Raw genomic sequence first — 21,310 nt, 5'->3', positions numbered from 1 at the left:
CCATATATTTTGATTATTTTGCGTATTTTAGTGTCTAAATGGCATAAAAAACAGGCCTCGATATTCTTAATACCAAGACCTGAAAAACTCTTATTAATAGATTCCAACTTCTTTTCCAAATTTATACATATATTGAGTTACCGTCTGTATAGCATGCTGCACAGATTGTCTGCCTGCACTATCATAGGAACTTTCCTTTTGAGCATCCGCCGCAAGCCCTTTCGCATGTTTTGCTGCGGAATACATCAAATCTCCTGTTGATGTATTTAATGCGGTTGTATATACGGATGAGCCAAACGAATTTCCTGCTATTGTGTAAGATTTACGGTTTTTATCAACATATTTTTCAAAAGCGGAATGATTGCTGTTTACTGCTGTCAAGTTCGATGCATGATGCGGTTCATTTAAGTCTGATACATAATGGGTGCCTTTTCCTAAGTTTGACATAGCCAATTGTACATCTCCTGCACGATACGCATTTACTGCTGCCTGAAAATATGACTCTGCTCTTGTCCTAGCTGTCGGAGATTTTTGACCAAGCCAGTTTTTTCCAGTATCAGGATCATAAAAGTGTCCTGCAAAAGTTCCTGCATCTGTTTCATTTCCAAGTTTATCCGGCCAGTCGGTTGCCTCCATAAGAATAGATGAGTTCAGCTCACCATTGAATGCACTATTTCCTTTATCATTGCTCAGAATTTTAAGTGCGTTTGCAACAATATACTGATGTGTATGATCTACCCCACCAGACGAAAATCTTTCATCTGGATTTGTGCCATGCTCAATCGGAACTCCTTCCCCGTAAAGTTCATCAGAACCATTCGCAATATCCTGCACTTTCGTTGGAAGTTCTGGTTGTTCCGCTGCCATAACTGGCATCGTTCCCAATAAAGCCCCCACTGATACCATGGCAATAAATAGTTTCATTTTTTTTCGCATACCCATGCCTCCTCTTCTTTTTTCTTTATTTTACATCCTGCTTCAAGAAAAAACATATAATTTGTTTAGTTTGCATTTTTTATGCCCTGCCTGGACCAATAAAAATGGCACTTATTTTCCATAAGCACCATCTTGTCACACTATATTTCTATCGGAATAATCACAGAAACAGAAAACATATCATCTAAAACACTAAATGATACTTCTCCTCCATAATCTTTCACCACACTTTTAATATTTTTGACACCAAACCCATGATTTTTCTTATCTTCCTTTGATGTTTCCAGTGTTGCATTTTCTCGCAGATAACGTACTTGTGAATCTCTTAGGCTATTTTCACATAAAATTGACAAGAACCCCTTTACTTTTTTAGCCTTTAACTGTACTAAACACTCTACCATAGGATTTTCTTCTTTCATTAACCGGCATTCTCTTAATGCGTTATCTATTGTATTCGAAATTATGACACATAAATCCTCATTTCTTATCTGTCGAAACTCTGTAAAATCGGCAAACACCTTAAATTCAATTCCCTTTTCGATAGCCTCCAATCGTTTCGTATGAAGCAAATTATCAATAAAAGTATTCCCTGATTTATAGTAACTTTGATACTTATTTAATTTACGTTCAATACCATTAATATACTCTATTTTTTGTTCTGGCTCTATATTTTCTTTCAATGCCTCCAAATGATTTTTTATATCATGGGAAAGCCTGCGGATATTTTCCATATCTTTCGATTGTTTCATATAATAATCATACTGCAAGCTCATCTCACTTATTTGAAGCTTTTTTTCATTTTCGATTTTTTTTACATTTAAGTAGTTCTCCAAAATCACTATGTTACAGACAGTTCCTAAAAACATAACAATAGGAACTATTGATATTGTAATAACTGACCATATGTTTCCAATAATTACCTTTTTATCATTATATAGGTTATCGGTACATACTGCCATAACTATAATATTAAGCAATAACGGGATGAAAATTGTCATCACATTAATGCTTGATAAATGCGGTGGAATTCTTTCTATAATTTTCTTTAATGTCAAACATCCGGCAATAATAACACTTTCTGCAATTACCATCATCACCACTTGGTATATTCCTGGTAATTCAGCTAATACTCTATTTCCACTATATGGATATAGGAAAATACTGCTTAGTAATTGCCCTAATAACGAAATAGATAAGAAAATACTGCCTATCAAAATACAATATTTCATATTCCGTTGAAATAAAAAATGTCCTATAAACATGACAATAATCACAATCGTAATATAATTATAAACGATATGTATGGATACCCCATTCTCCATTACCCGCACCAGAAAAATACTTCCAATGCACAAAACATAGGAATACCAATTTTTCTTTCGATACTCTTGATTGTTTTTTCTATCAATCAACAAATATGTAATCAGAAAAATATTAATTATTGAAAAAAGATTCTTTATAATACTCTGTGCATACACACTATACACTTCCTCCCCGTTCTGCCATTTTTTTCATTAGGTTTTGTTTTCTAGACCGTGTAATATAAATTTTAGCTCCGGAATAAAGTGTAGTGGTAAGATCATGTAATGATTCAATACAATCGACATTTACAATAATACCATTATGACAACGTACAAAATAGTATTTTTCCAAGCGTTCTTCTAAATCTCTCATTTTAAAATATCCATCTTCCTGATTTCCATTTCGTAGATGAAATAAAACCTTTCGTTTCACGGTTTCAATGTATTCTATATCGGAAAGAAATAGTTTAAAGTATCCTTTCTCATTCTTTACTGCTATGTATTTTTGCTCATATGACTCTAGTTTTCTTAATGCTCTATTCATTTCACAATTAATCTGTACTTGTGTAATTGGTTTTGTAATAAAATTTTGGACATCATACTTATATCCAACCCCTAAAAATTCATTATGAGATGATACATAAAGAATAATTGATTTTTCATCATGTCTGCGGATAATATCCACCAACTCCATGCCATCCATCGCAGGCATCTCTATATCCAAAAAGAAAATTTGGAATTCTTCTTTTAAAGATTCCATTAACTGCAACGGCTTTGTATATTTTTTTATACAAAAGTCCTTACCATTTTTCTCTGCATAAATTTTTAGCATTTTTTCAACTGTATCTACAAAATATTTTTCATCATCACATATCGCTATTTTTATCACTCATATCACCTATCTGCTTCTTCAGCATATTTTCCATCTGTGCTTCATTTAGCCTTCTTCCCATCAACAATAACGTAGCTTTATTTATCTCATCTAACTTTTGAAAAACATCCCATAATTCTTCAATTTGACTTTTACACAAATCACTATTATCTCCATATACCAAAACATCTATTGGTATGTCAAATATATTTGCCAGTTTCACCAATAAGCTACAGGGAATATTTTCAATATCTGCCTTTTCAATCCTGCTGATTGTCTGTTGACTCGTACCTAACTTTTCGCTTAATTCTTTTTGAGAAATCCCCAATTCCTTTCTCTTTCGCCTAATTATATTCATTTTCACCACCACATCAATATAATAAAACACTTACTACCAGTCACTTCATAAGTTGGTATTTATAATAAAAATAGCGTATTTTTACCCATATTTCAAGTTTTATTTTCAAAAAATTATAATTGAGGAGCATATATCTCCCATAGATTCCTCTTTTTCCTTTCAAAATAACACATATCAGGATTATGTTCACCTACTGTTCCACTATATGCCAAACTGTTCATGATGCAATTTTTGCTTTGGCACTTCACAGCAAAGCTGCATTTTGAACACATATTACCTTCTTTTCCTATTTTCCTCAATCTTTTGATACATTCCTTAGACAATCCATTTTCAACATCTCCAATGCACCCACTATCTTCTAAATTTGCCGCACAACCAAAGATTCTCCCATCCACCTTTATATATATTTGAATAAGACCTACACCACAAAATCCTGATTCTCCATTATTTTCTCCGTATTTCTTCAAATCTAAAATTGGTCCCCAAAGAAATGCTTTTCCTGCTTTTTTCCTTTTTAAATAGTAACGTAATACTTTTTCCCATTCATCAGCCAAACCATCCAACTGATCGGTTGTCCATCTATTCATAACATCAATAGAAGAATCCACTATGCTAAAATTTAGATTTTCAACTAAATGGCAAACAGATTCAAATGTTTCCCCATAATTATTCTGTGTAACAACATGTGCTGCCTGAATATATTGCTTGGTTCTCTTCTCGTATTCTTTGAAATACATACAGTTTTCAATAATATTAGAATAACTTCCAACACCATCAATCCTCTTTCTGTTTTTATTATGGGTTTCCTCATCTCCATCAATACTTACTTTTAAATGAATTCTATATTTAATCAGCCATGCTAAAATCTCATCATTTAAAATAGTTCCATTTGTCGTGATAGAATATGTCACTAAAATATTTCTTTTTAATGCCTGCCCCTCTATATAATCCACCAAATGCTTTAAAAATGAAAGACTTAAGAGTGCCTCTCCACCTACAAAATCCACCCATAATCTTCGATCTCTATGATTTTCCGCATTTAAAAATGCAATTTCCAATCCTTTGTATGCTATCTGTTCGGACATCTTTTGGTTTGTCTTTCTTCCAAGATAACAATATGTACAACGTAAATTACATATTTGGTTTACTTCTAAAGTAATTGTATACATATACTTTCCTCCAAAAAAGAAACCGCACAGACTATCATATCCGATAGGCTACACGGTTCTTTGTTTTAACTAGCTTCATTAATGTATGCCCCTGGAAATGGCCATGGGCAATCAGTTAAACATCTCTGCGTTCTTTCAGAACATCCGGTATAACTTTCTATTTCTTCCTCTGTTAAATCCAGTTCTTTTACGAACTCTTCTGTTGTTTCAGTATTAACCATGTTTTTTCTCCTTTCTGTTTAGTATATGAGGACTATAATCCATTTTTTTCCATACAACAATATTCTTTGTATAAATCAACATATTTTTGACATAGATTTTCAGTTTTCCCATTTTCCCACATATCTAGCTAATGCTCTCATGAACTCTTCTTTCTTATATTTACTTATTGGAATAGTCTTTAACTTCTGAACTTTATCTTTGATTAACACACTATCTTTCTTAACCCCTTCAACATAATCAAAATTGACCATATAACTATTATGACAGCGAAAAAATTGCTTTTTGCTTAAACGCTTCTCCAGTTCACTCATTCTTTGGCTACTTTGCACATCTCCATGAATTGTATGTAAGATCAACAGCTTGTTTTCTGTTTGTATATAGATTATATCGGAAAGTTGCAGCGTAATCAATCCATCGTGACATTTCAAAAATAATTTTTCCTCTGCATTCAACAATTTCTTTTTATATATTTTGTTTAAGATATTCTCAACTTTTCTATACAGTAAAGGTTTTGATAAAAAATCTTCTGCCGCAACTTCAAAGCCTTTCCCTGCATTAGTGATTGTATAATAAGAAGTACAAAAAACGATTGAAACATCAGTATCACTCTTCCGAATCTCCTCTGCTGTTTCAAATCCATCCATTTCAGGCATAGACACATCCAAAAATATAACATCAAACTTTCGTTTCTGATAATTCAATAATAACTGACTGCCACTTCCATACGAAGTAATTTTGACTTCTACATGATTTTCATTTCCATATTTTTCGATATAACTCTCCATTTTTTTATTATAGTCAATAATATCATCACATAATGCCACTTTAATCAACTTATTCCCTGCCTTTCTCGTGTGCTAATAATCGCTGGATCAAAATGTTGATGGTTAATTTATTTTCTTCACACAAATTTCTATATTGTTTTAATAATTTCCATTCTTCCTCTGTTACTTTTTCTATTTGCTCCGTACCATTTTCTTTGCACACTATTCCACATTCTTTTTGGTTCATCTCCATCGAAATTTCCTCCTACTATTTTTTACTATATTAGGGGATTTTAGTTTATCCCGTCTAGTATTCTTGTTTCAATTGCGTTTTTTATTGCCTAATTGGCAATTATAATTATGTAATCCATTTACTAAAAATGGCAGAATATGCTCTAGGGAGGTGTATGGATTATACCGCTACACCTCCTATAATTCTATTCTACATCCCTAAAATACCGTATGCACTTCAACAATTCTGCTGTCAATTCCTGGTACAGATCTTCATCAAAGATTCCATCTACCAAGGCATTTTTAATCAAGAGTGGTCGGTACATTTCAAATATTTCCAGAATAGCATCTTCATCCCCTTGTCTTGCCCGATATAACAATTCTTTAAAATTCATGATTTCTTTCCTCCCATTCTCTTTCGTATTTTGCGGATAGCCCAATAATACGCACCTTTACAGCGTTCTTCCGTCATCTGATTTAAGATGCTCATCTCCTTAAAAGTACGCTCCTCAAAGACATGCTGATAAATAAGCTTCCGTTCTTCTTCCTGCAAAGAAAACATGGCTTCTATAAGGCTTATATCCGTCATTTCGTTCCACTCTGGATATATCCCCTGTGCTTCTTCCATAAGCAGTTGTTCTTTCTGTTCCAATTCCAGCCTTTCCTCTGGAGAAATATCCGCATCTGTATATTCTTTATCTTCCAGATTTTCCTCTGCAAATAATATTTTCTGCTGCTTTTCCAGATACCGAAGTCTTTTTCCCCTTATAGATGCCAGCAAGTAAGCAGTGAAATAATTTCTTGTTTTAGATCCATTATATTTTTGTTCTTCTTTCATTTTCTACCTCCGAAATTTGAAATCAATAAGTTTCCAAATTTCAGAGGTGGAGATCTGCATCTGTGAAGGATATTTTTATTTTGGTAAAAGAAAACGCCGAACCACATTTCTTCTGGCTCGACATCTTTCTTATCCCATGCATCATCCTGCACGGTGACTTCATATATTAACGCATATACTGCATATAAATAACCCTTTTGGCACCCCTGCAAAAGCAAGATTTTTTTGACGAATCATTACACAAGTGCCTTGTCTTTCCTTGCAACATAGATGCTCCTCCCTTGTAGGTTCTCCTGCCCCGCAATTCACATTATATTGCGTATCTTCATGCACTATAATGCGTTTCTCTTACTATCAATCTACGATAAAATAAAACAATAAGTGAGGTGATGCGGATGCTGATGGATACCGTCAAGAAAAAATTAGGCTATATGGTAAGAAGTGAAAGAGAAAGGCGTGGTCTGTCACAATCAAGACTTGCAGAACAAGCCGGTGTGTCCACCCGGACCATTTCTGATATTGAAACCTGTAATGGCAATCCGGAACTTGCAACTTTAATCCCAATCGCTCAATTTCTGAATATTTCAATTGATGCAGCTGTTCAGGATGAACGAAAGGAACCGGACACTACTACTTATCAGATTATGAAAGAACTGCAAAACTGCTCTGAAGACGAGCGGCAAATTGCCCTACGCACCTTGCGTGGGCTTCTTTCTGCATTGAAAGAAAAGGATCCACTCAATTAAGCCTTTTTCTGACAATATCTGACTTTTGATTATACGGATGAAATCTGTGAGAAACCTGTGCGAAATCTGTGGGGTTCCTGTGAATTGGCATAAATGTGCAACAAAAAAGAAGCACTCAAAATCCGATGCTTCTTTTTTCTTTTCTATCTATTTCTAAATGCACTCATTGCATCTCTAACGCTTTTGGCAACTTCAGGTGCAAGGACAAATTCAGATACCTTCTGTTTCTCTATTTCTTCTTCCACTTGAACATTCTCCTGTTTTGAAGAATAGTTCTGCATTGCTTTTTCCACTTCTTGCTTTACCAATTCCAACATCATAATCTGCAAAGCTTCTTGGTTCAATACAGCCCCTTTTTCTGTACTGCCGCCATCTATATGAGCAACCACTGCTGATGCAATTAAGTCGGCTTTATCCCTTACGGAATTTAAAATCTCTGCCGCACGTACATGTGTCGGCTTTGTTTTATCAAATCCAAGTGTGAATTTATAGGGATTCTTTTTCTCCACATTTATCACACTCCTCTACATAATCTGAAACAGTCTGTCATATCCTTTGGCATTGGCAGAAATATCCTCAATAAAGGTATATTTCCCTAGACGGTCTGATTGTTCCAAGAAATGGCTCAATAGCTTTGCCCCGCCTCCAATAAATACCGTATATGCTGCTTTGGTATCTATGCCTCTTTCTCGAATACTGTTTAGCAGATCCTTTACAAAATCCTGCACCATACTTTCTGTCATACGGACTACAGCCTCTTCATAAAACTCTGTGTTTCCCTGAAGGATACTATCAATATCACTTTCCTCTAACAAAATATCATATTCACTGTTAATCCCGGAAATAATCTTGTTATACATGGTAATCACGCCTTTTTCCATGGAATCACAGGCTTCCATATCCGGATTACCTTTCCGCATCAGAAGATAGTCTGTAGTAAATCCTCCTATATCAATTCCTACTACTTTGGGAATCTGCTGCAGCTTTTCAATCATAGTCATCATAGCCGCATAGTCCTGTGGAAATGCCATTACCTCTCCAATGGTGATATGATATGTACTACCACAGTAATTGATATCATGGATTTTCCCTTGCCTTTTAAAATATGATTCATACCGTTCACAAAGTTCTGCATAATGCTTGGGTGGCAGCCCAATCGGAAGATCCACCTGAATGACATCCTCCGGCTGAATTAGAGGGTTTTCCTCCAGCTCTTTTACGATTGCAAATAGAGTAAGGATAAAAAACCGATCATCCTGCGTTTTATCTCTTTGATAAGGAATCCTATTTTCACTCAGCACATAATACTTTCCCTCATAGAACAGGAACTTTTCCCCTCTGGCAGGCTTTTTATCCTGAATGGTAAGCCCTGTCGTAAATACCTGGGAACAGGTTTTCATATTTCTATTACCATGGTCTACCGCAATCCGAACTTTTTTTATCATAAAATCATCTCTCCTTTTTTTCTTTATACTTCTCTTGTACGCAGAACTTCCGTACAAAGCAACTTTTTTTCAAAAAAATTCTGTCTGCGGAATTTTGCCACAGACAGATGCTTTCTTCCTATACAATGATTTTTAACATTCATCTTTACCTACTATACATTTCCAGTCCTCATTTGAATTATTTCTCTTTTTAAAAATTAATCTGTTCTGCCTTTTGAGGCAAAATCTTTTTAAACAGTTCCATATAACGTTCATATCCGGCTGTAATCAATGGACCACGAAGCGATGTTTCTGACCAAAGTAGCAGTTCTTCTTCCTCTGAATAATACGGAATATTACTAACTGTAAATTTCCCGCCAAAATAATGGGGTGTACTGACTTTCAAAAAATCCTGCATATCCTGCTTTGTCGATACCAGTGGCAAACCTTTCATTTTTCGCACAAAAAAAGCCTCTACCACATCGGGTAAGAAGCCTTTCTTTAAATAAGCATTTGCTCTGCCAAATATTTGGGTTGAACACTCCAGCCGTACTTCTCTTTCTTTTTCGCTGCAAGTTGTATCCAGCACAACCTCTGCCAATGCCTTTGCATATTCAAAATCTAACATCTGTTATTCCTCCATTTTTATTTTCTGTTTCAGTTTTCCATGTACTAAATAGCGATAATCCTTTCGGGTATTTACACAAGTTGATAAGGTCACTACCTGATCCTCCTCGGTAACTGTCATCCCTGTGTTATACTCAGCACTTCTTTGTAGTGTTTCCAGAAAAACTTCATAGTCCTCAGAAGTAGGAAAATCATAAGTATATGCTGGATGATCCGTCGGTGCTGCATAACAGGAAAAAATCTGATACTCATAAATATATCCTGGCACATACATATAAAAACAGGGATAGTTTCGATAAAGTGCCTGTGACTGATACTGATCCAGGGTTCCAAACATGCTCCCATCCTTCATATTATGCCCATAGATAATGGAATTTCTGTCTGATAAATTCTCCTGGTTGTGAAAGTCCATAAAAATACTGCCACTTTTATGATTTTCTCCCGTAATCAGGTGATGCAGATAATAGTCATTATCCCTCCCCTGGACTACCGGATAACTAATTTCCAAACCAGGAATCTCAATCCATGCAATGACATCTGGATTGATTTCTTCCAGCTTGTTAAAATCCACCTGTAGGAATCCCTGTTCTACGACCTCCCCTGTTGTTTCCCCTGGAACCGCTTCTGGTGACAGGTCTTGATCCTCTATCTTTTGTGTAAACCCTTCCATCTGCTTATAGACTTTTTGACTTTCCTGATAATTCAAATAAATTTGCAATATCCTTCCTCCTGCAAATAAAAAAACAGCAATGGCTACAAGCATAAATATACCGTAAATTTTCTTTCGTTTCATCGAATCCTCCTCTTCCATAAGACCGGACAACTTGCCCGGTCCATATTTACCCCGTATTTTTCAATACATAGTAATAATCATCAATTCCTTTGATCTGCCCATTCCACTCACCATAAGAATCCATGTCCCAAACCATACGGCTCATGGAAATAGACAATCCACTACAGATTTCATACACCTTTCTACAAGCGTTCTGTAGAATCTGCCGTTTCTGCATCTTATGCGGACAATAAAAAGTGGCTGGTTTACGTTGACAGGCATCACATTTCTCAGAATCCCCATCACAATATACCTTCATTTTTTTATCCATATCATAAGCTTCATATAGGTGCTGCAGATGCCTGCTTTTCAGTGTTTCCAAAACTGGCTTTAAATTTCTGTACTGATTGACACCTGCAACGCAAATGAACGTATCTCCAGATAAATAGTGGGCTATCGTACCTTTTAATGCACCTTCTGTTAAATAGATCTGTTCTGCGTCCAGACTTCCTATGACATGTACCGGACTCCCTGATGATACTCCATTTTGGAATTTCACACTGGAAAGCCAGATATACTTCCGTCCCTCCATTACCTGATCCAACCGTATCTGAAATCCTTGTATTTTTCCTTCCATGGATCGAATCGGTATCAAAATCCCAGAATTTTTAGAAGTAAAATTAATTGTCCATTTCCCATCTTGATCTTCATAAAATCCTGGCACACCTTTTACTGTCTGTCCGGATTCCAACAGTTTTTGTACCATGTTTTTAATTCCAAACAACGGTACACTACGATACCTCTGTATCTCGATCTGTTCTTTCGTCAGCCCTCTTTTTTTAAGATCTTCCTGATGTTTATCATTTAAGGTCAATAACGACAACATTTCTTGATATGTTCGGTCAATGACATCTGCATCCGCTAACTCGGCATTGAAAATTTCTACAGGCTCTTCTTTATGAACTACCTGATAATCCGTCCGGTATTCCCCCTTTCCCAGAGCTTCCCGGATTTGTCGGTTTGCCTCTGCACTGGAAACACCATGCAGTCTTCCGTATAATTCTAGCATTCCACCGGAAGCATCACACCGATTACAACGGAACACATTTTTCTGAAGATTAACATTCATTTTCCCTTTTGTTTCTCCACAAAATGGACAATTCACATCCATTGACGAAGAATTTTTATGCCGTACTCTAAGCTGCAGTAAATGCACGACATCTGTGATATCGTAGCTAAAGCCTGACATATCATACACTCTATGGTTCCTCCTTTCTTCCACAGCCTTTATTGGCTGTGGAAAGAATGTTAAGCCGGCTATTTGCTATGCCTTTGCAAGAATTACTCTGGCTGCCGCCGGTATGAAATGGTTCTGTCCATGATACTGTTCTGCGAACCATTGCAAGCTGGAAGGACTTTCTATTGCAACCTGTCCCATGGTTTTTCCACTAAATTTTCCCTGTCCTGTTACGGCTACTTGTATTGCCTGCTCATAACTCATCCATTTCACCAGTTCTTCCACTGGCATATTGGGATCCAGAAATTGCGGCTTAGAAGGCATCTGCTGCATAACTGGTACAGATCCAGTTGCCGGACTCATTACCGGATTTGTCATCTGTCCTGTACCCGTTACCCCGCCAATCGTATTTCCATTGGCTTGTGCTTCTTGATAAAACTGTTCCATCATCTGCTGCCCCGGAGTTGCTTGAGGCGGAAATGATGGCATGGTTCCTGCTGACTGATTGGGAGTCTGCTGCATTCCTGGTGCAGGGGTTTGTGCTGGCATCGCAGTCTGCATCTGTGTTCCCTGATTTACAGGAATTCCTGCATCTACCTGCATTGGATCATTTCCTTCCCCTACATCAGCAAATTGCAGGCCATACCCAGCATCTGCCAAAGCTCGCCCAATTGCCGCTGTTTCTGCCATTTCAAGAAATTTATCCCCAAACTGTATATCTGCTGTACGAAACTTCTGTGAAAAGGAATTTGCAATATAATTATCTTCCTGATCACACTTATCCAGATAAATTCTGGCTTCTACGACTGCCATATTTTCGGTAAAGTGAACAATCCGGCTGATAATCTTGCCTGTAGGATTTACCAGACGGAACCACAGCTTCCGATATTTCACATCCAGATACCGTTGTTCCTCCTGCCCTTCATTAGAAATAACTCTGGCAAGTTCCAGAGGATAAAATCCTTCCACTTTATTCAGTTCTTCTACTGCTTTTGACTTGTTATATAATAATTCGCTCATTGCCTGCTCCTTTCTTTGGAACCGGCAGGACATCCCTTCATAAAGTAATAACCTGCCAATTCTCAACATTGAACTATTTTGCTATTTTTTTACACAGCCCGGTTGCAAATTGTTGCAGGGATCCGTCTGTTTTCCTGTCTCTGATACCGTTCACAATACTGTTGTATTTTTACTGCCAGCATCGTCTTTCTGGTTCCCGTATCATCTGTGTGGATTGCCTGACAAACGGCTTTCCATTCCCCAACAATATAAACACGCTGTTTTGCCCTGGTGATTCCCGTATAAAAGATGTTCCGCTTCAGCATGGGATAAAAAGCTTTTAACCACGGAATGATGACCACCTGGCACTCGCTTCCTTGGCTTTTGTGTATGGTTATGGCGTTTGCATGTTCAATCATTTCCACCTGCTCTGCCTCATACTTCACCCTGCGGCCATCTGTAAATACGATTTGAACCAGAGGGTTATTGTCCTCATCTTCAGCAATCTGTACCAATGTACCCAAATCTCCGTTACTGGCAAATTCTGTATTCTTGTTTTGAAGGATTCTGTCACCTTCCCGAAATATCTCACCGCCAAGATGAAGCTCCCTTTTTCCGGATACAGGGGGATTTACCTCGTCCTGCAGACTGCGGTTCAGTTCCAAGACACCGGCTGCACTTCTCACTTTATATGGAGAGAGTATCTGTACTTGCTCCATACCATACATCTGAATTTCCTTGAGATAGATATTTTTAACAATTTGTGCCGCCGCATCTGCTCCTGAACATTCGACCATCTGGAAATCATCCCCCCATTGCAGGTTTGTCTTTCCTTCATTGATAAGTTGAGCATTTATGGGGATGTTGCTGTCCTTCCCCTGGCGATATACCAGATTTAAAACAGTAACCGGTATTTTCCCGCACAAGATAAGCTGCCGGAACACATCTCCTGCTCCTACAGAAGGAAGCTGGTGGACATCTCCTACCAAAAGCACTCTGGCTCCTGCTTTTACCTTGTAAAAAAATTCATAGGCAAGGTGCATATCTACCATAGATACCTCATCCACATTAATAAAATCTGCGGACAATTCATCTATAAGTGCTTCATAATCACCATCACCAAAAAGCCCCAATGCCATGTGCATCGTAGTTGCATCTCCACTTCCAGTACTCTCTGCCATTCGCCTTGCGGCACGTCCAGTCGGTGCCATCAGTTTTACTTCATTCCCGCATTTTTTCTGATAGATATACAAGATGATCTTCAAAACCGTTGTTTTTCCGGTTCCAGGTCCTCCAGTAATAATGCTGATCGGGTTTGCAAAAACCATACGTACTGCTTCTTTCTGCTGTTCGGATAATGTTATGTTTAAATCCTCCTGTGCTTCCTCCAGTTCCTTTTCAATCGTAAGAACTGGAATTCGCTCATGCAATTTTCTTGCAATCATAGAGGCTGTATCCTCTTCTTCCTGATGCTGTTGGGTAATGTAAACCCTATTCTCTTCTACCACGATACTGTCCTGCATGACCAGACGATATAACACTTTTAAAATCTCTGTTTCCGTCACCGGCTGAAGATTCAGTTCTTTATTCAGAACCTTCAATGCATCTTTTACCAAAATTTCCTGCTCCAGATATAAATGTCCGTTCTGCTTCATGGCTTCCCGCAGCACATAGCTGACGCATCCGGAAATACGCATAGGATCATTTGTTGCAGCACAGCACTGCCTTGCAATGGCATCCACAGTGAGAAAACCAAACCCTTTGACTGAGCAAAGTATATAAGGCTGCTTCCGAATGATTTCTACGGATTGATCCCGAAACTTCTGAAGAATCATATTTGCTTTTTTAGGCGTAACATGAAACGGTGATAAAAAAGTCATCAATTCCCGGAATACTTTGTTTTTTCCAAAAGAATCCACAATACGGTCCAGTTTTTTCTGAGATATCCCCTGAATCTTTAATAATTCCTGTGGATACTTTTCCATTACCTCCAAGGTATCCAGACCAAAACGATTGACAATCCGTTCTGCCGTTTTGGGACCAATTCCTTTTAAAGAACCACAAGAAAGGTATCCTAAGATACCTTCCCTTGTTCTAGGTACAACTTCCAAAAAAGTTTCTACCTTGTATTGTGTTCCATGGGAATTTGTCTCCCACTCGCCTTCCATCTCTATTTCGATTTCATCCGTAAGAGGCAGGTCATATCCTTTTGCAGTAAACGCAATGATTTTTTTGTCTGCCCAAAATTTATCTCTGGCAGAAAGAGGAACCTCATGATCCAGCGTGGAAAATAACGCAACCGTATATCCGTTTTCCTCATTTTGAAAAATCTTACGTATATATTTGCACCTCATCGTCTATGCTCCTCCAGTTCTCTACTTTCATCAATTCGCCTGATTTCATCTTGGAATCATACCAATAAACGTCTTTTCCTTTTTCAAATGCTGTCTGAATCTCTCTTCTCATTCCCTCACTGATGCAGGAACCACAAATTATTAATACTTCACATAAATCCAGCATCAAAGCTCCAATCTGCATTGCAGTCTCACGCTCTTCTGGGATACGGTCATCCAACATTAACGGAAGATGTGCATGTGAAGCAAAAGTACGGCAATGATACAGCCTTTTCATCTGCATGAAATAGTATTTTGCCAGTTCCATATTATGCTGCATTCCCTCTGGATTCGGGGCAGACAGCGGAGAACAAATATATGCCTTTTTTCCTTGTAACATTATGCAACCTCCTTTTTAATCCGGAAAATCCTGCTTTCTGTAGTGCTTGTGTATTCTTCGTAGATATCCGGATGCTGATTTTTCAGTTTCTCCATATTTTCTTTTCCAATCTGGGTGCGTATCGTAGGATTATAAGTAATCCGGTAACGGAAACTCCCATCCTCGATCACTGCCTTACACCCTTGTCCAAGAAGCTCGACAAACGGTACGCTCAATGCACGTTGTTCCGCTTCAATCTTCTTTTTTCTCTTTTCCAATTGGGATTTTTCTTCAGATAATTTGAGATATTTTTCAAGACTGCGTGATTCCAAGCTAGATATGCTGATTTCAGGAATTGATTTGTCTGCGTAACCATTATATTTCCGAATACTAGCCAAAATGAGATCTGGCTTTCCGGAATACGGTGGTTCTATTTTCTTCTCCACATATTCTTCCCAGAAGTATTTCTCCTGGTCAATGAGTTCTTCTTCCTCCATTCTATCCCGTTCCAGACACCGATAAACAAATTCATTTTCATTGTTTCCATAAAGGCAAGCAATATATGCCTTATTCATATTCATGACTGCAAGATAATGACGTACCTGCAAAACATAGTTTTCAGGAATCCCATCATCTGCCCATTTGTCTTTTGCATTGTAATTACAGGTTTTACATTCCAAAATCCCAATGCTGCCATCTGGAAAACGGATAAAGTAATCCACATCCGCTAACATAAACGGATATAGCGGATGCCGGAACATTTTTCGTACAGGGAAAACTTCAAGTCCAGTCTTCTTGGCAAAAATCATGGCAACCAAATCTTCCAGGCGGTGTCCCACTTCTTTCGCTACCCAGTTTTCTTCCTCTTCTTCGATTACTGGCGTAACACCAATTTTATCGAAATACAAATCCCTGATTGTCGCAAATGGGGATAAGCCCATGATTGCCGCTGCATCGCTTCCTCCAATACCAAGACGCCGGTAATTCAACCAATCTTCCCGGCTCAAATCTGCTGTATCTACAAGAACTTCCGGCTGATAATTTAATGCTGTATTCATCTCATTTCCTCCTTATAATTTAATCGTTCCATATACATCAAACCCTTTCCAGTCAAAGGCCAGTGTTTTTGCAATATCTTCTTCCAATTTTAAAATCCGTGGTGCAGAAAATCCTTCACAAGCAGCAAAGAATGCAGCTTCGTGCATGGCAAAATAAAGATCATGAGCTGTGCATGGTTCTTCCCCATATTGTCCCACAAAAAGCTCTACTACTTCGTTTCGGATTTTCTGATTGATTTTGAGTTCCTTCATAATCAGATGCAGACAGTTTACAGGGTTTTGGATATCTATATCCATCAAACCAACAATTCCTTTAACTGCTTCCTGATAACGGGAAAAAATTTTGTCCAGATTATTCCGGAAATCTTGTAAGGTCGCCCCTCTATCATGTGACAGTTTGATAGGACTGCCCAGGTTAATGACACGGTTACTGGTTTGTGAGAGCATCATGGGATACAGATTCACACCACTTACTGCTACATCAGAAGTAGTCAAGCGCAGTGCAGGAGCAAGGCTCTTATCCTCAATTCCATGATCCTCCAAAGCCTGGTGATAAGTATCCAAAAGTTCCTGATTTCCTCCTAAAGTCCACATAGCGGACACAATGGAATGGTCAAAACTTCCAGATCCCTCCAGATACGTACTTCCCTTAAAATGTGCTTTCAAATAATCACTTGTCATATTGAAGATTGTCTGCATATCCAGTACACAGTAATCATGATCATCACCGCCATGTACTGCAGATACTTTTCCATCTGCCACCTTGATTAAGGCATCTCCTTTCGCTACCTGAAGACAGTAGTTTACTACCTTTGCATAAGTAGCTTTCTCCAGTTTCTTTAATCCTGTTCCATTAATGCCGGCTCTTTTCAGAATTGTATGGATAGCACAGTCACGAACCGGATAAAAATCCTTGTTCACTTTTAATACCAACTGGGTATTCTTTTCTGTATCCTCTACTATTCCTTCCAGTTCTTTTTCACAGGCTTCTTCAATGGTTTCTGCCTCCTTTTCCAATGGAACCAGTTTTAGCATCCTGGTAGGCTTACGAATCCACTTGGACTGCTTTGCCCTCTCAGCCAGAAATTCCAGCATCTCCGTTGTACTTGCAAATGTAGTGCAAAACTCATCTGCATAAATCTTTGTTTCTTTCATGTGTGTACCACCTTTCTTAAATTTATTTATCCATAAACAGCCAAAGCTGATTGTGGCAATCCTGCCTTTCATTAGGGCATAAAAAAAGAATGAAAAGAGAAGTATTCCTTCGCTATCCATTCTCATATCCCTGATAATATTACCGAAAAAACAAAAGTGCCGCTATTGCCCCATAAGGACAGATAGTGACACTTTATACAATCATAAACAACTTATGCGGAATAAGCAGCCTTACTGCTCTCCTTGAGTCTTAGGATTTATACAAATCCAAAACTCCCCCTATGGGTGCGCATAAAATTAACTATAGCAGTATAGTAGCACACGATATAGTATATGTCAATCTTCATACGCAATATATTGTATGTTCTTAAATACTCTGCTTTGCATATATGACTTCAATTAAAATATTGAAATATCACGTATCCCACCTCTCTTTTTTCAAGTTTATAGAAAAATTTTTAATAAAAAGTACATAATCTGTTCAATCTGAAAAAATCTCAGTTAATTACTTAATGAAATTGTTAAGACAAAACCAAGTCTTACGCTATTGTACCTTGATAATTTTATACCTTATCAGGAAATGTATATAGGTGCTGCAGATAGTGTCGCATAAATGCACGCCTGCAGCTTGATGATTACATAGTAACACCTCATACGTGCATGAAACATGGCATAGGAAACGGTTTCCTGATATGTCTACTCTTTCATTAATCTAATTTATAGAGGTGATTATATTGAGTGAAACAGACAATCTCTTTAAAGCATACTCCGTTCAGGAGATAGCATCCATGCTCGGCATTGGAAAAACAAAAACCAGGGAACTTCTTGACAGTGGAATTCTTCCCGTTACAAAAGTTGGGCGGCAATATTTTACTTCACCAGCTTCTATTCAGGAGTTTCTCAAGAAAAACATAGGAAAGCAAATATTCTTTTAGGCCCTTTAGAAAGTTATTGTCAATCAGGCTTGGCTATATTAAAATAGACCTTATACCTGATTTGGCATGAATATCTCATTAAAGAAAGGGAACTATTCATGGCGAGAACAACGAAAGGTACACAACAAAAAAGAAGATCCAAAGGGGATGGATCACTATTTCCAAATAAGAGAGGAGGATGGACTGCCCGATATAGAAAAAAAGGGCTACCGGACAAGGAGTTTAATGCTCCTACCAAAGGAGAAGCGAAAGCATTATTAGATGACTGGAAGATAAAAGTCGCAATACAAGACGCAATTACTTCAAACATCAAAGTACAGGACTATGCGAACAAATACTTATTCCGCAAAAGTCTCATGGTTGAAGCTGGCAAATTCAAACAAACCAGCCTGGATCGATTAGAAAAAACATACGAAAATCATTTAAAAGATACGGATGCTTTTAGCAAAACATTTTCTAATCTGACTGCTGATGATATTACAGCAACGATTAATGCCAAAAAGGAAATCCTGAGTTATTCATCATTAAAGAAAATTTACTTATTTTGGTCTGCAATGATTAAAACAGCAATTTCTCTCGGCGAACTGCCAAAAAACTTTTCTGATATTTTAAATCGGGTGATAATGCCGGAAGAATCCGTTCTTCCTGTAGAAACAAAGGAAATCTCAATCATCCCACCAGAACATGAGCAGATCATAAAAGAAATTGCAATGGAACCCAGTCCAAATAAAAACGAACGCTATTTGTATAGATATGGTCCTGCCATTGTATTCCTTTTAAACACAGGTTTACGTGGTGGTGAATTGCTTGCATTAGGTCAATCTTCTATCGTGCCCTTTTTAGGACGGCGTGGCATTAAAATCACACATACGCTTAGCAGGGTCAAAAACCGAGAAGCCGGCTCAAAAAAACGGACTAAAATTATTTTGACTCCTCCAAAATACCCAAATAGTTTACGGACTATTCCATTAAACAAGGAAGCTGAATTTTCACTATCATGTATGATGGAGCTATACGATAAAAATCGGGTTTTTCCAGATTTGATATTATCTACGCAAAATGGTGTCAGCCCTACAATCCAAAATTTAGCCAATACGCTAAAGAAAATTTGTAAACGTGCTGAGATTCCAGAATATAATCTTCATGCACTACGGCACACTTTTGCAACAAATCTGATCCGGCAGACTCACAATATGGGAGAAATAAAGGAAGCTGCTGAAATCATTGGCGATAACTATGAGGTGATCATGCGTACTTATGTTCATACAGACAGTGAACGTAAGGTAAGTTTAATTGATGCTATGATTGCATAAATCTTCCGCTTAACAGATGAAATGGTTGTCTACAGTATGATGGCACAGGCTGTTACAACCAAAATTCTGCCACCTTATTGTCCACCTTACGAAACGATTTTACTTGATTTTATAAGGTTTTTAACGGTTTTTGGCGGACATATCTATAAATATTAAAGCATGAAAACTTATATTTTAAAATTAATTATTTAAAAAATGGAATTGGATTATGGAAAAATGGACTTGTAGAAAAAATTGTGAACTTTTTCTTTCCTATAATTTTGCCACCTTATTTTTTAGACAGAATTATAGGATTTTGAAAAAAGAAAAAGCCTCGAAAACCTTGATTTTCTGGGCTTTTTAAGAGGCGCAGACCGGATTTGAACCGGTGAATACTGGTGTTGCAGACCATTGCCTTACCACTTGGCTACTGCGCCATATTTAGTTATTTTGCACAATTATTGGGTTTGTAGCTCCCCCTGTTGGACTCGAACCAACGACACTGCGGTTAACAGCCGCATGCTCTACCGACTGAGCTAAGGAGGAATAAATATATTATTTGACTCCCTAGTTTGTGGTGTTGCAGACCTTTGCCTTACCACTTGGCTATGGCACCATATTATTTAGTTCTTCGCAGAAGCGAATGACTCCAAGGGGATTTGAACCCCTGTTACCGCCGTGAAAGGGCGGTGTCTTAACCGCTTGACCATGGAGCCTTATCAAATCGGGCTTCATGCTCCGATTAAACTCCCCCTGTTGGACTCGAACCAACGACACTTCGGTTAACAGCCGAATGCTCTACCGACTGAGCTAAGGAGGAATATAAAGGTTTGCACCTTCAAAACTACATACATGTTACATCCTTGTGGAATATTTGTCAAGAATCTTTTTCAAAACCTTGCGATTGTTGGTCAAGCCCTCACCCTATTAGTAACAGTCAGCTCCGTGCATTACTGCACTTCCACCCCTGCCCTATCTACCTCGTCGTCTTCAAGGGGGTTTACTTCTTTCGAATGGGACATCTCATCTTGAGGGGGGCTTCACGCTTAGATGCCTTCAGCGTTTATCCCTTCCGGACTTGGCTACCCGGCCGTAGACTTGGCAGTCTAACCGGTACACCAGCGGTCCGTCCATCCCGGTCCTCTCGTACTAAGGACAGCTCCTCTCAGATATCCTACGCCCACGCCGGATAGGGACCGAACTGTCTCACGACGTTCTGAACCCAGCTCGCGTACCGCTTTAATGGGCGAACAGCCCAACCCTTGGGACCTACTACAGCCCCAGGATGCGATGAGCCGACATCGAGGTGCCAAACCACTCCGTCGATGTGAACTCTTGGGAGTGATAAGCCTGTTATCCCCAGGGTAGCTTTTATCCGTTGAGCGATGGCATTCCCACTTAATACCACCGGATCACTAAGCCCTACTTTCGTACCTGCTCCACCCGTCGGTGTCGCAGTCAAGCTCCCTTCTGCCTTTGCACTCTTCGAATGGTTTCCGTCCATTCTGAGGGAACCTTTGGGCGCCTCCGATACCCTTTCGGAGGCGACCGCCCCAGTCAAACTCCCCGTCTGGCATTGTCCCACCGCCGGTTCACGGCGGCTGGTTAGAAGCCCAGTACTGCAAGGGTGGTATCCCAACAGCGGCTCCGCAGCAACTGGCGT

General features: G+C 38.4%; 23 protein-coding genes, 4 tRNA genes and 1 rRNA gene. 3 read left to right on the top strand and 25 right to left on the bottom strand.

Going from position 1 to position 21,310, the window contains the following annotated elements; genetic code table 11:
- Positions 1–93 precede the first annotated feature (93 nt).
- The 10 genes from AB5706_RS05120 to AB5706_RS05075 all read right to left on the bottom strand — a co-directional run bounded on the left by AB5706_RS05120 (position 94) and on the right by AB5706_RS05075 (position 6,690).
- Complete coding sequence (locus AB5706_RS05120; RefSeq protein ID WP_226824568.1) at positions 94–936, bottom strand: zinc dependent phospholipase C family protein; 843 nt, start codon at positions 934–936, stop codon at positions 94–96.
- A 140-nt stretch (positions 937–1,076) separates the two neighbouring features.
- The gene (locus tag AB5706_RS05115) at positions 1,077–2,414 is read right to left on the bottom strand and encodes a sensor histidine kinase (protein WP_114002298.1); all 1,338 of its coding nucleotides are present in this window, start codon (positions 2,412–2,414) and stop codon (positions 1,077–1,079) included.
- A gap of 1 nt (position 2,415) precedes the next feature.
- Positions 2,416–3,126 carry a LytR/AlgR family response regulator transcription factor gene (locus AB5706_RS05110; RefSeq protein ID WP_054337522.1) on the bottom strand — a complete coding sequence of 237 codons (711 nt, stop codon included), beginning with the start codon at positions 3,124–3,126 and terminating at the stop codon, positions 2,416–2,418.
- Positions 3,104–3,466, bottom strand: a complete 363-nt coding sequence (locus AB5706_RS05105) for a helix-turn-helix domain-containing protein (RefSeq protein ID WP_054337521.1) — start codon at positions 3,464–3,466, stop codon at positions 3,104–3,106. The genes AB5706_RS05110 and AB5706_RS05105 overlap by 23 nt, the downstream gene beginning before the upstream one ends.
- 113 nt (positions 3,467–3,579) lie before the next feature.
- The gene (locus AB5706_RS05100; protein WP_054337520.1) at positions 3,580–4,635 is read right to left on the bottom strand and encodes a radical SAM protein; all 1,056 of its coding nucleotides are present in this window, start codon (positions 4,633–4,635) and stop codon (positions 3,580–3,582) included.
- A gap of 65 nt (positions 4,636–4,700) precedes the next feature.
- Complete coding sequence (locus AB5706_RS05095; protein WP_054337519.1) at positions 4,701–4,856, bottom strand: hypothetical protein; 156 nt, start codon at positions 4,854–4,856, stop codon at positions 4,701–4,703.
- Between the two features lie 99 nt (positions 4,857–4,955).
- On the bottom strand, positions 4,956–5,681 hold the full coding sequence (locus AB5706_RS05090; protein WP_226824573.1) for a LytR/AlgR family response regulator transcription factor: 726 nt from the start codon (positions 5,679–5,681) through the stop codon (positions 4,956–4,958).
- A 10-nt stretch (positions 5,682–5,691) separates the two neighbouring features.
- Complete coding sequence (locus tag AB5706_RS05085) at positions 5,692–5,874, bottom strand: hypothetical protein (RefSeq protein WP_005342250.1); 183 nt, start codon at positions 5,872–5,874, stop codon at positions 5,692–5,694.
- Positions 5,875–6,058: 184 nt separating this feature from the next.
- The gene (locus AB5706_RS05080; RefSeq protein WP_054337518.1) at positions 6,059–6,247 is read right to left on the bottom strand and encodes a helix-turn-helix domain-containing protein; all 189 of its coding nucleotides are present in this window, start codon (positions 6,245–6,247) and stop codon (positions 6,059–6,061) included.
- A complete protein-coding gene (locus AB5706_RS05075; protein WP_117843953.1) occupies positions 6,244–6,690 on the bottom strand; it encodes a sigma-70 RNA polymerase sigma factor region 4 domain-containing protein in 447 nt (148 codons plus the stop codon). The genes AB5706_RS05080 and AB5706_RS05075 overlap by 4 nt, the downstream gene beginning before the upstream one ends.
- Before the next feature lie 395 nt (positions 6,691–7,085).
- Here AB5706_RS05075 and AB5706_RS05070 point away from each other — a divergent pair, with 395 nt between their 5' ends.
- Entirely contained in the window at positions 7,086–7,436 is a 351-nt protein-coding gene (locus tag AB5706_RS05070) for a helix-turn-helix domain-containing protein (protein WP_004223831.1), read from the top strand.
- A 143-nt stretch (positions 7,437–7,579) separates the two neighbouring features.
- Here the strand turns inward: AB5706_RS05070 and AB5706_RS05065 are convergent, their stop codons facing one another.
- From AB5706_RS05065 to AB5706_RS05020, 10 genes are all read right to left on the bottom strand, one after another.
- Positions 7,580–7,945 carry a stage III sporulation protein AF gene (locus AB5706_RS05065; RefSeq protein WP_226840008.1) on the bottom strand — a complete coding sequence of 122 codons (366 nt, stop codon included), beginning with the start codon at positions 7,943–7,945 and terminating at the stop codon, positions 7,580–7,582.
- A 15-nt stretch (positions 7,946–7,960) separates the two neighbouring features.
- Complete coding sequence (locus AB5706_RS05060) at positions 7,961–8,881, bottom strand: ParM/StbA family protein (RefSeq protein ID WP_114002296.1); 921 nt, start codon at positions 8,879–8,881, stop codon at positions 7,961–7,963.
- 190 nt (positions 8,882–9,071) lie between these two features.
- A complete protein-coding gene (locus AB5706_RS05055; RefSeq protein ID WP_368183990.1) occupies positions 9,072–9,488 on the bottom strand; it encodes a hypothetical protein in 417 nt (138 codons plus the stop codon).
- Between the two features lie 3 nt (positions 9,489–9,491).
- Positions 9,492–10,280, bottom strand: coding sequence for a class B sortase (srtB, locus tag AB5706_RS05050; protein WP_227296281.1), 789 nt, complete (start codon positions 10,278–10,280; stop codon positions 9,492–9,494).
- Between the two features lie 46 nt (positions 10,281–10,326).
- A complete protein-coding gene (locus tag AB5706_RS05045) occupies positions 10,327–11,508 on the bottom strand; it encodes a CHC2 zinc finger domain-containing protein (protein WP_179960940.1) in 1,182 nt (393 codons plus the stop codon).
- A 75-nt stretch (positions 11,509–11,583) separates the two neighbouring features.
- The gene (locus tag AB5706_RS05040; protein WP_173763162.1) at positions 11,584–12,516 is read right to left on the bottom strand and encodes a hypothetical protein; all 933 of its coding nucleotides are present in this window, start codon (positions 12,514–12,516) and stop codon (positions 11,584–11,586) included.
- 89 nt (positions 12,517–12,605) lie between these two features.
- Positions 12,606–14,849, bottom strand: coding sequence for an SF1B family DNA helicase RecD2 (recD2, locus tag AB5706_RS05035; RefSeq protein ID WP_161209974.1), 2,244 nt, complete (start codon positions 14,847–14,849; stop codon positions 12,606–12,608).
- On the bottom strand, positions 14,827–15,228 hold the full coding sequence (locus AB5706_RS05030) for a DUF7768 domain-containing protein (RefSeq protein ID WP_161209975.1): 402 nt from the start codon (positions 15,226–15,228) through the stop codon (positions 14,827–14,829). The genes recD2 and AB5706_RS05030 overlap by 23 nt, the downstream gene beginning before the upstream one ends.
- Complete coding sequence (locus AB5706_RS05025; protein ID WP_368183995.1) at positions 15,228–16,265, bottom strand: YqaJ viral recombinase family protein; 1,038 nt, start codon at positions 16,263–16,265, stop codon at positions 15,228–15,230. The genes AB5706_RS05030 and AB5706_RS05025 overlap by 1 nt, the downstream gene beginning before the upstream one ends.
- 12 nt (positions 16,266–16,277) lie before the next feature.
- On the bottom strand, positions 16,278–17,420 hold the full coding sequence (locus tag AB5706_RS05020) for a hypothetical protein (protein WP_059085259.1): 1,143 nt from the start codon (positions 17,418–17,420) through the stop codon (positions 16,278–16,280).
- Between the two features lie 734 nt (positions 17,421–18,154).
- On the opposite strand from AB5706_RS05020, the gene AB5706_RS05015 reads away from it, so the two are divergent.
- Entirely contained in the window at positions 18,155–18,355 is a 201-nt protein-coding gene (locus AB5706_RS05015) for a helix-turn-helix domain-containing protein (protein WP_243148421.1), read from the top strand.
- A gap of 98 nt (positions 18,356–18,453) precedes the next feature.
- Complete coding sequence (locus tag AB5706_RS05010; RefSeq protein ID WP_368183997.1) at positions 18,454–19,668, top strand: tyrosine-type recombinase/integrase; 1,215 nt, start codon at positions 18,454–18,456, stop codon at positions 19,666–19,668.
- A gap of 344 nt (positions 19,669–20,012) precedes the next feature.
- Here the strand turns inward: AB5706_RS05010 and AB5706_RS05005 are convergent.
- The 5 genes from AB5706_RS05005 to AB5706_RS04985 all read right to left on the bottom strand — a co-directional run.
- Positions 20,013–20,084: transfer RNA gene (locus AB5706_RS05005), tRNA-Cys, on the bottom strand.
- 36 nt (positions 20,085–20,120) lie between these two features.
- A tRNA-Asn gene (locus tag AB5706_RS05000) sits at positions 20,121–20,193 on the bottom strand.
- 98 nt (positions 20,194–20,291) lie between these two features.
- Positions 20,292–20,363: transfer RNA gene (locus tag AB5706_RS04995), tRNA-Glu, on the bottom strand.
- Positions 20,364–20,394: 31 nt separating this feature from the next.
- Positions 20,395–20,467, bottom strand: a tRNA-Asn gene (locus AB5706_RS04990).
- Positions 20,468–20,554: 87 nt separating this feature from the next.
- Positions 20,555–21,310: ribosomal RNA gene (locus AB5706_RS04985) — 23S ribosomal RNA — on the bottom strand; the annotation flags it as partial.

It is taken from the genome of Ruminococcus sp. RTP21484sp1_RTP21277st1_D2_RTP21277_210401 (assembly GCF_040924225.1).
In the GTDB taxonomy this organism is placed as follows: Bacteria; Bacillota; Clostridia; order Lachnospirales; family Lachnospiraceae; genus Blautia_A; species Blautia_A faecis.
The sequence above is the reverse complement of the archived record's forward strand: the minus strand, read 5'-3'. Positions and strand labels throughout refer to the sequence as shown.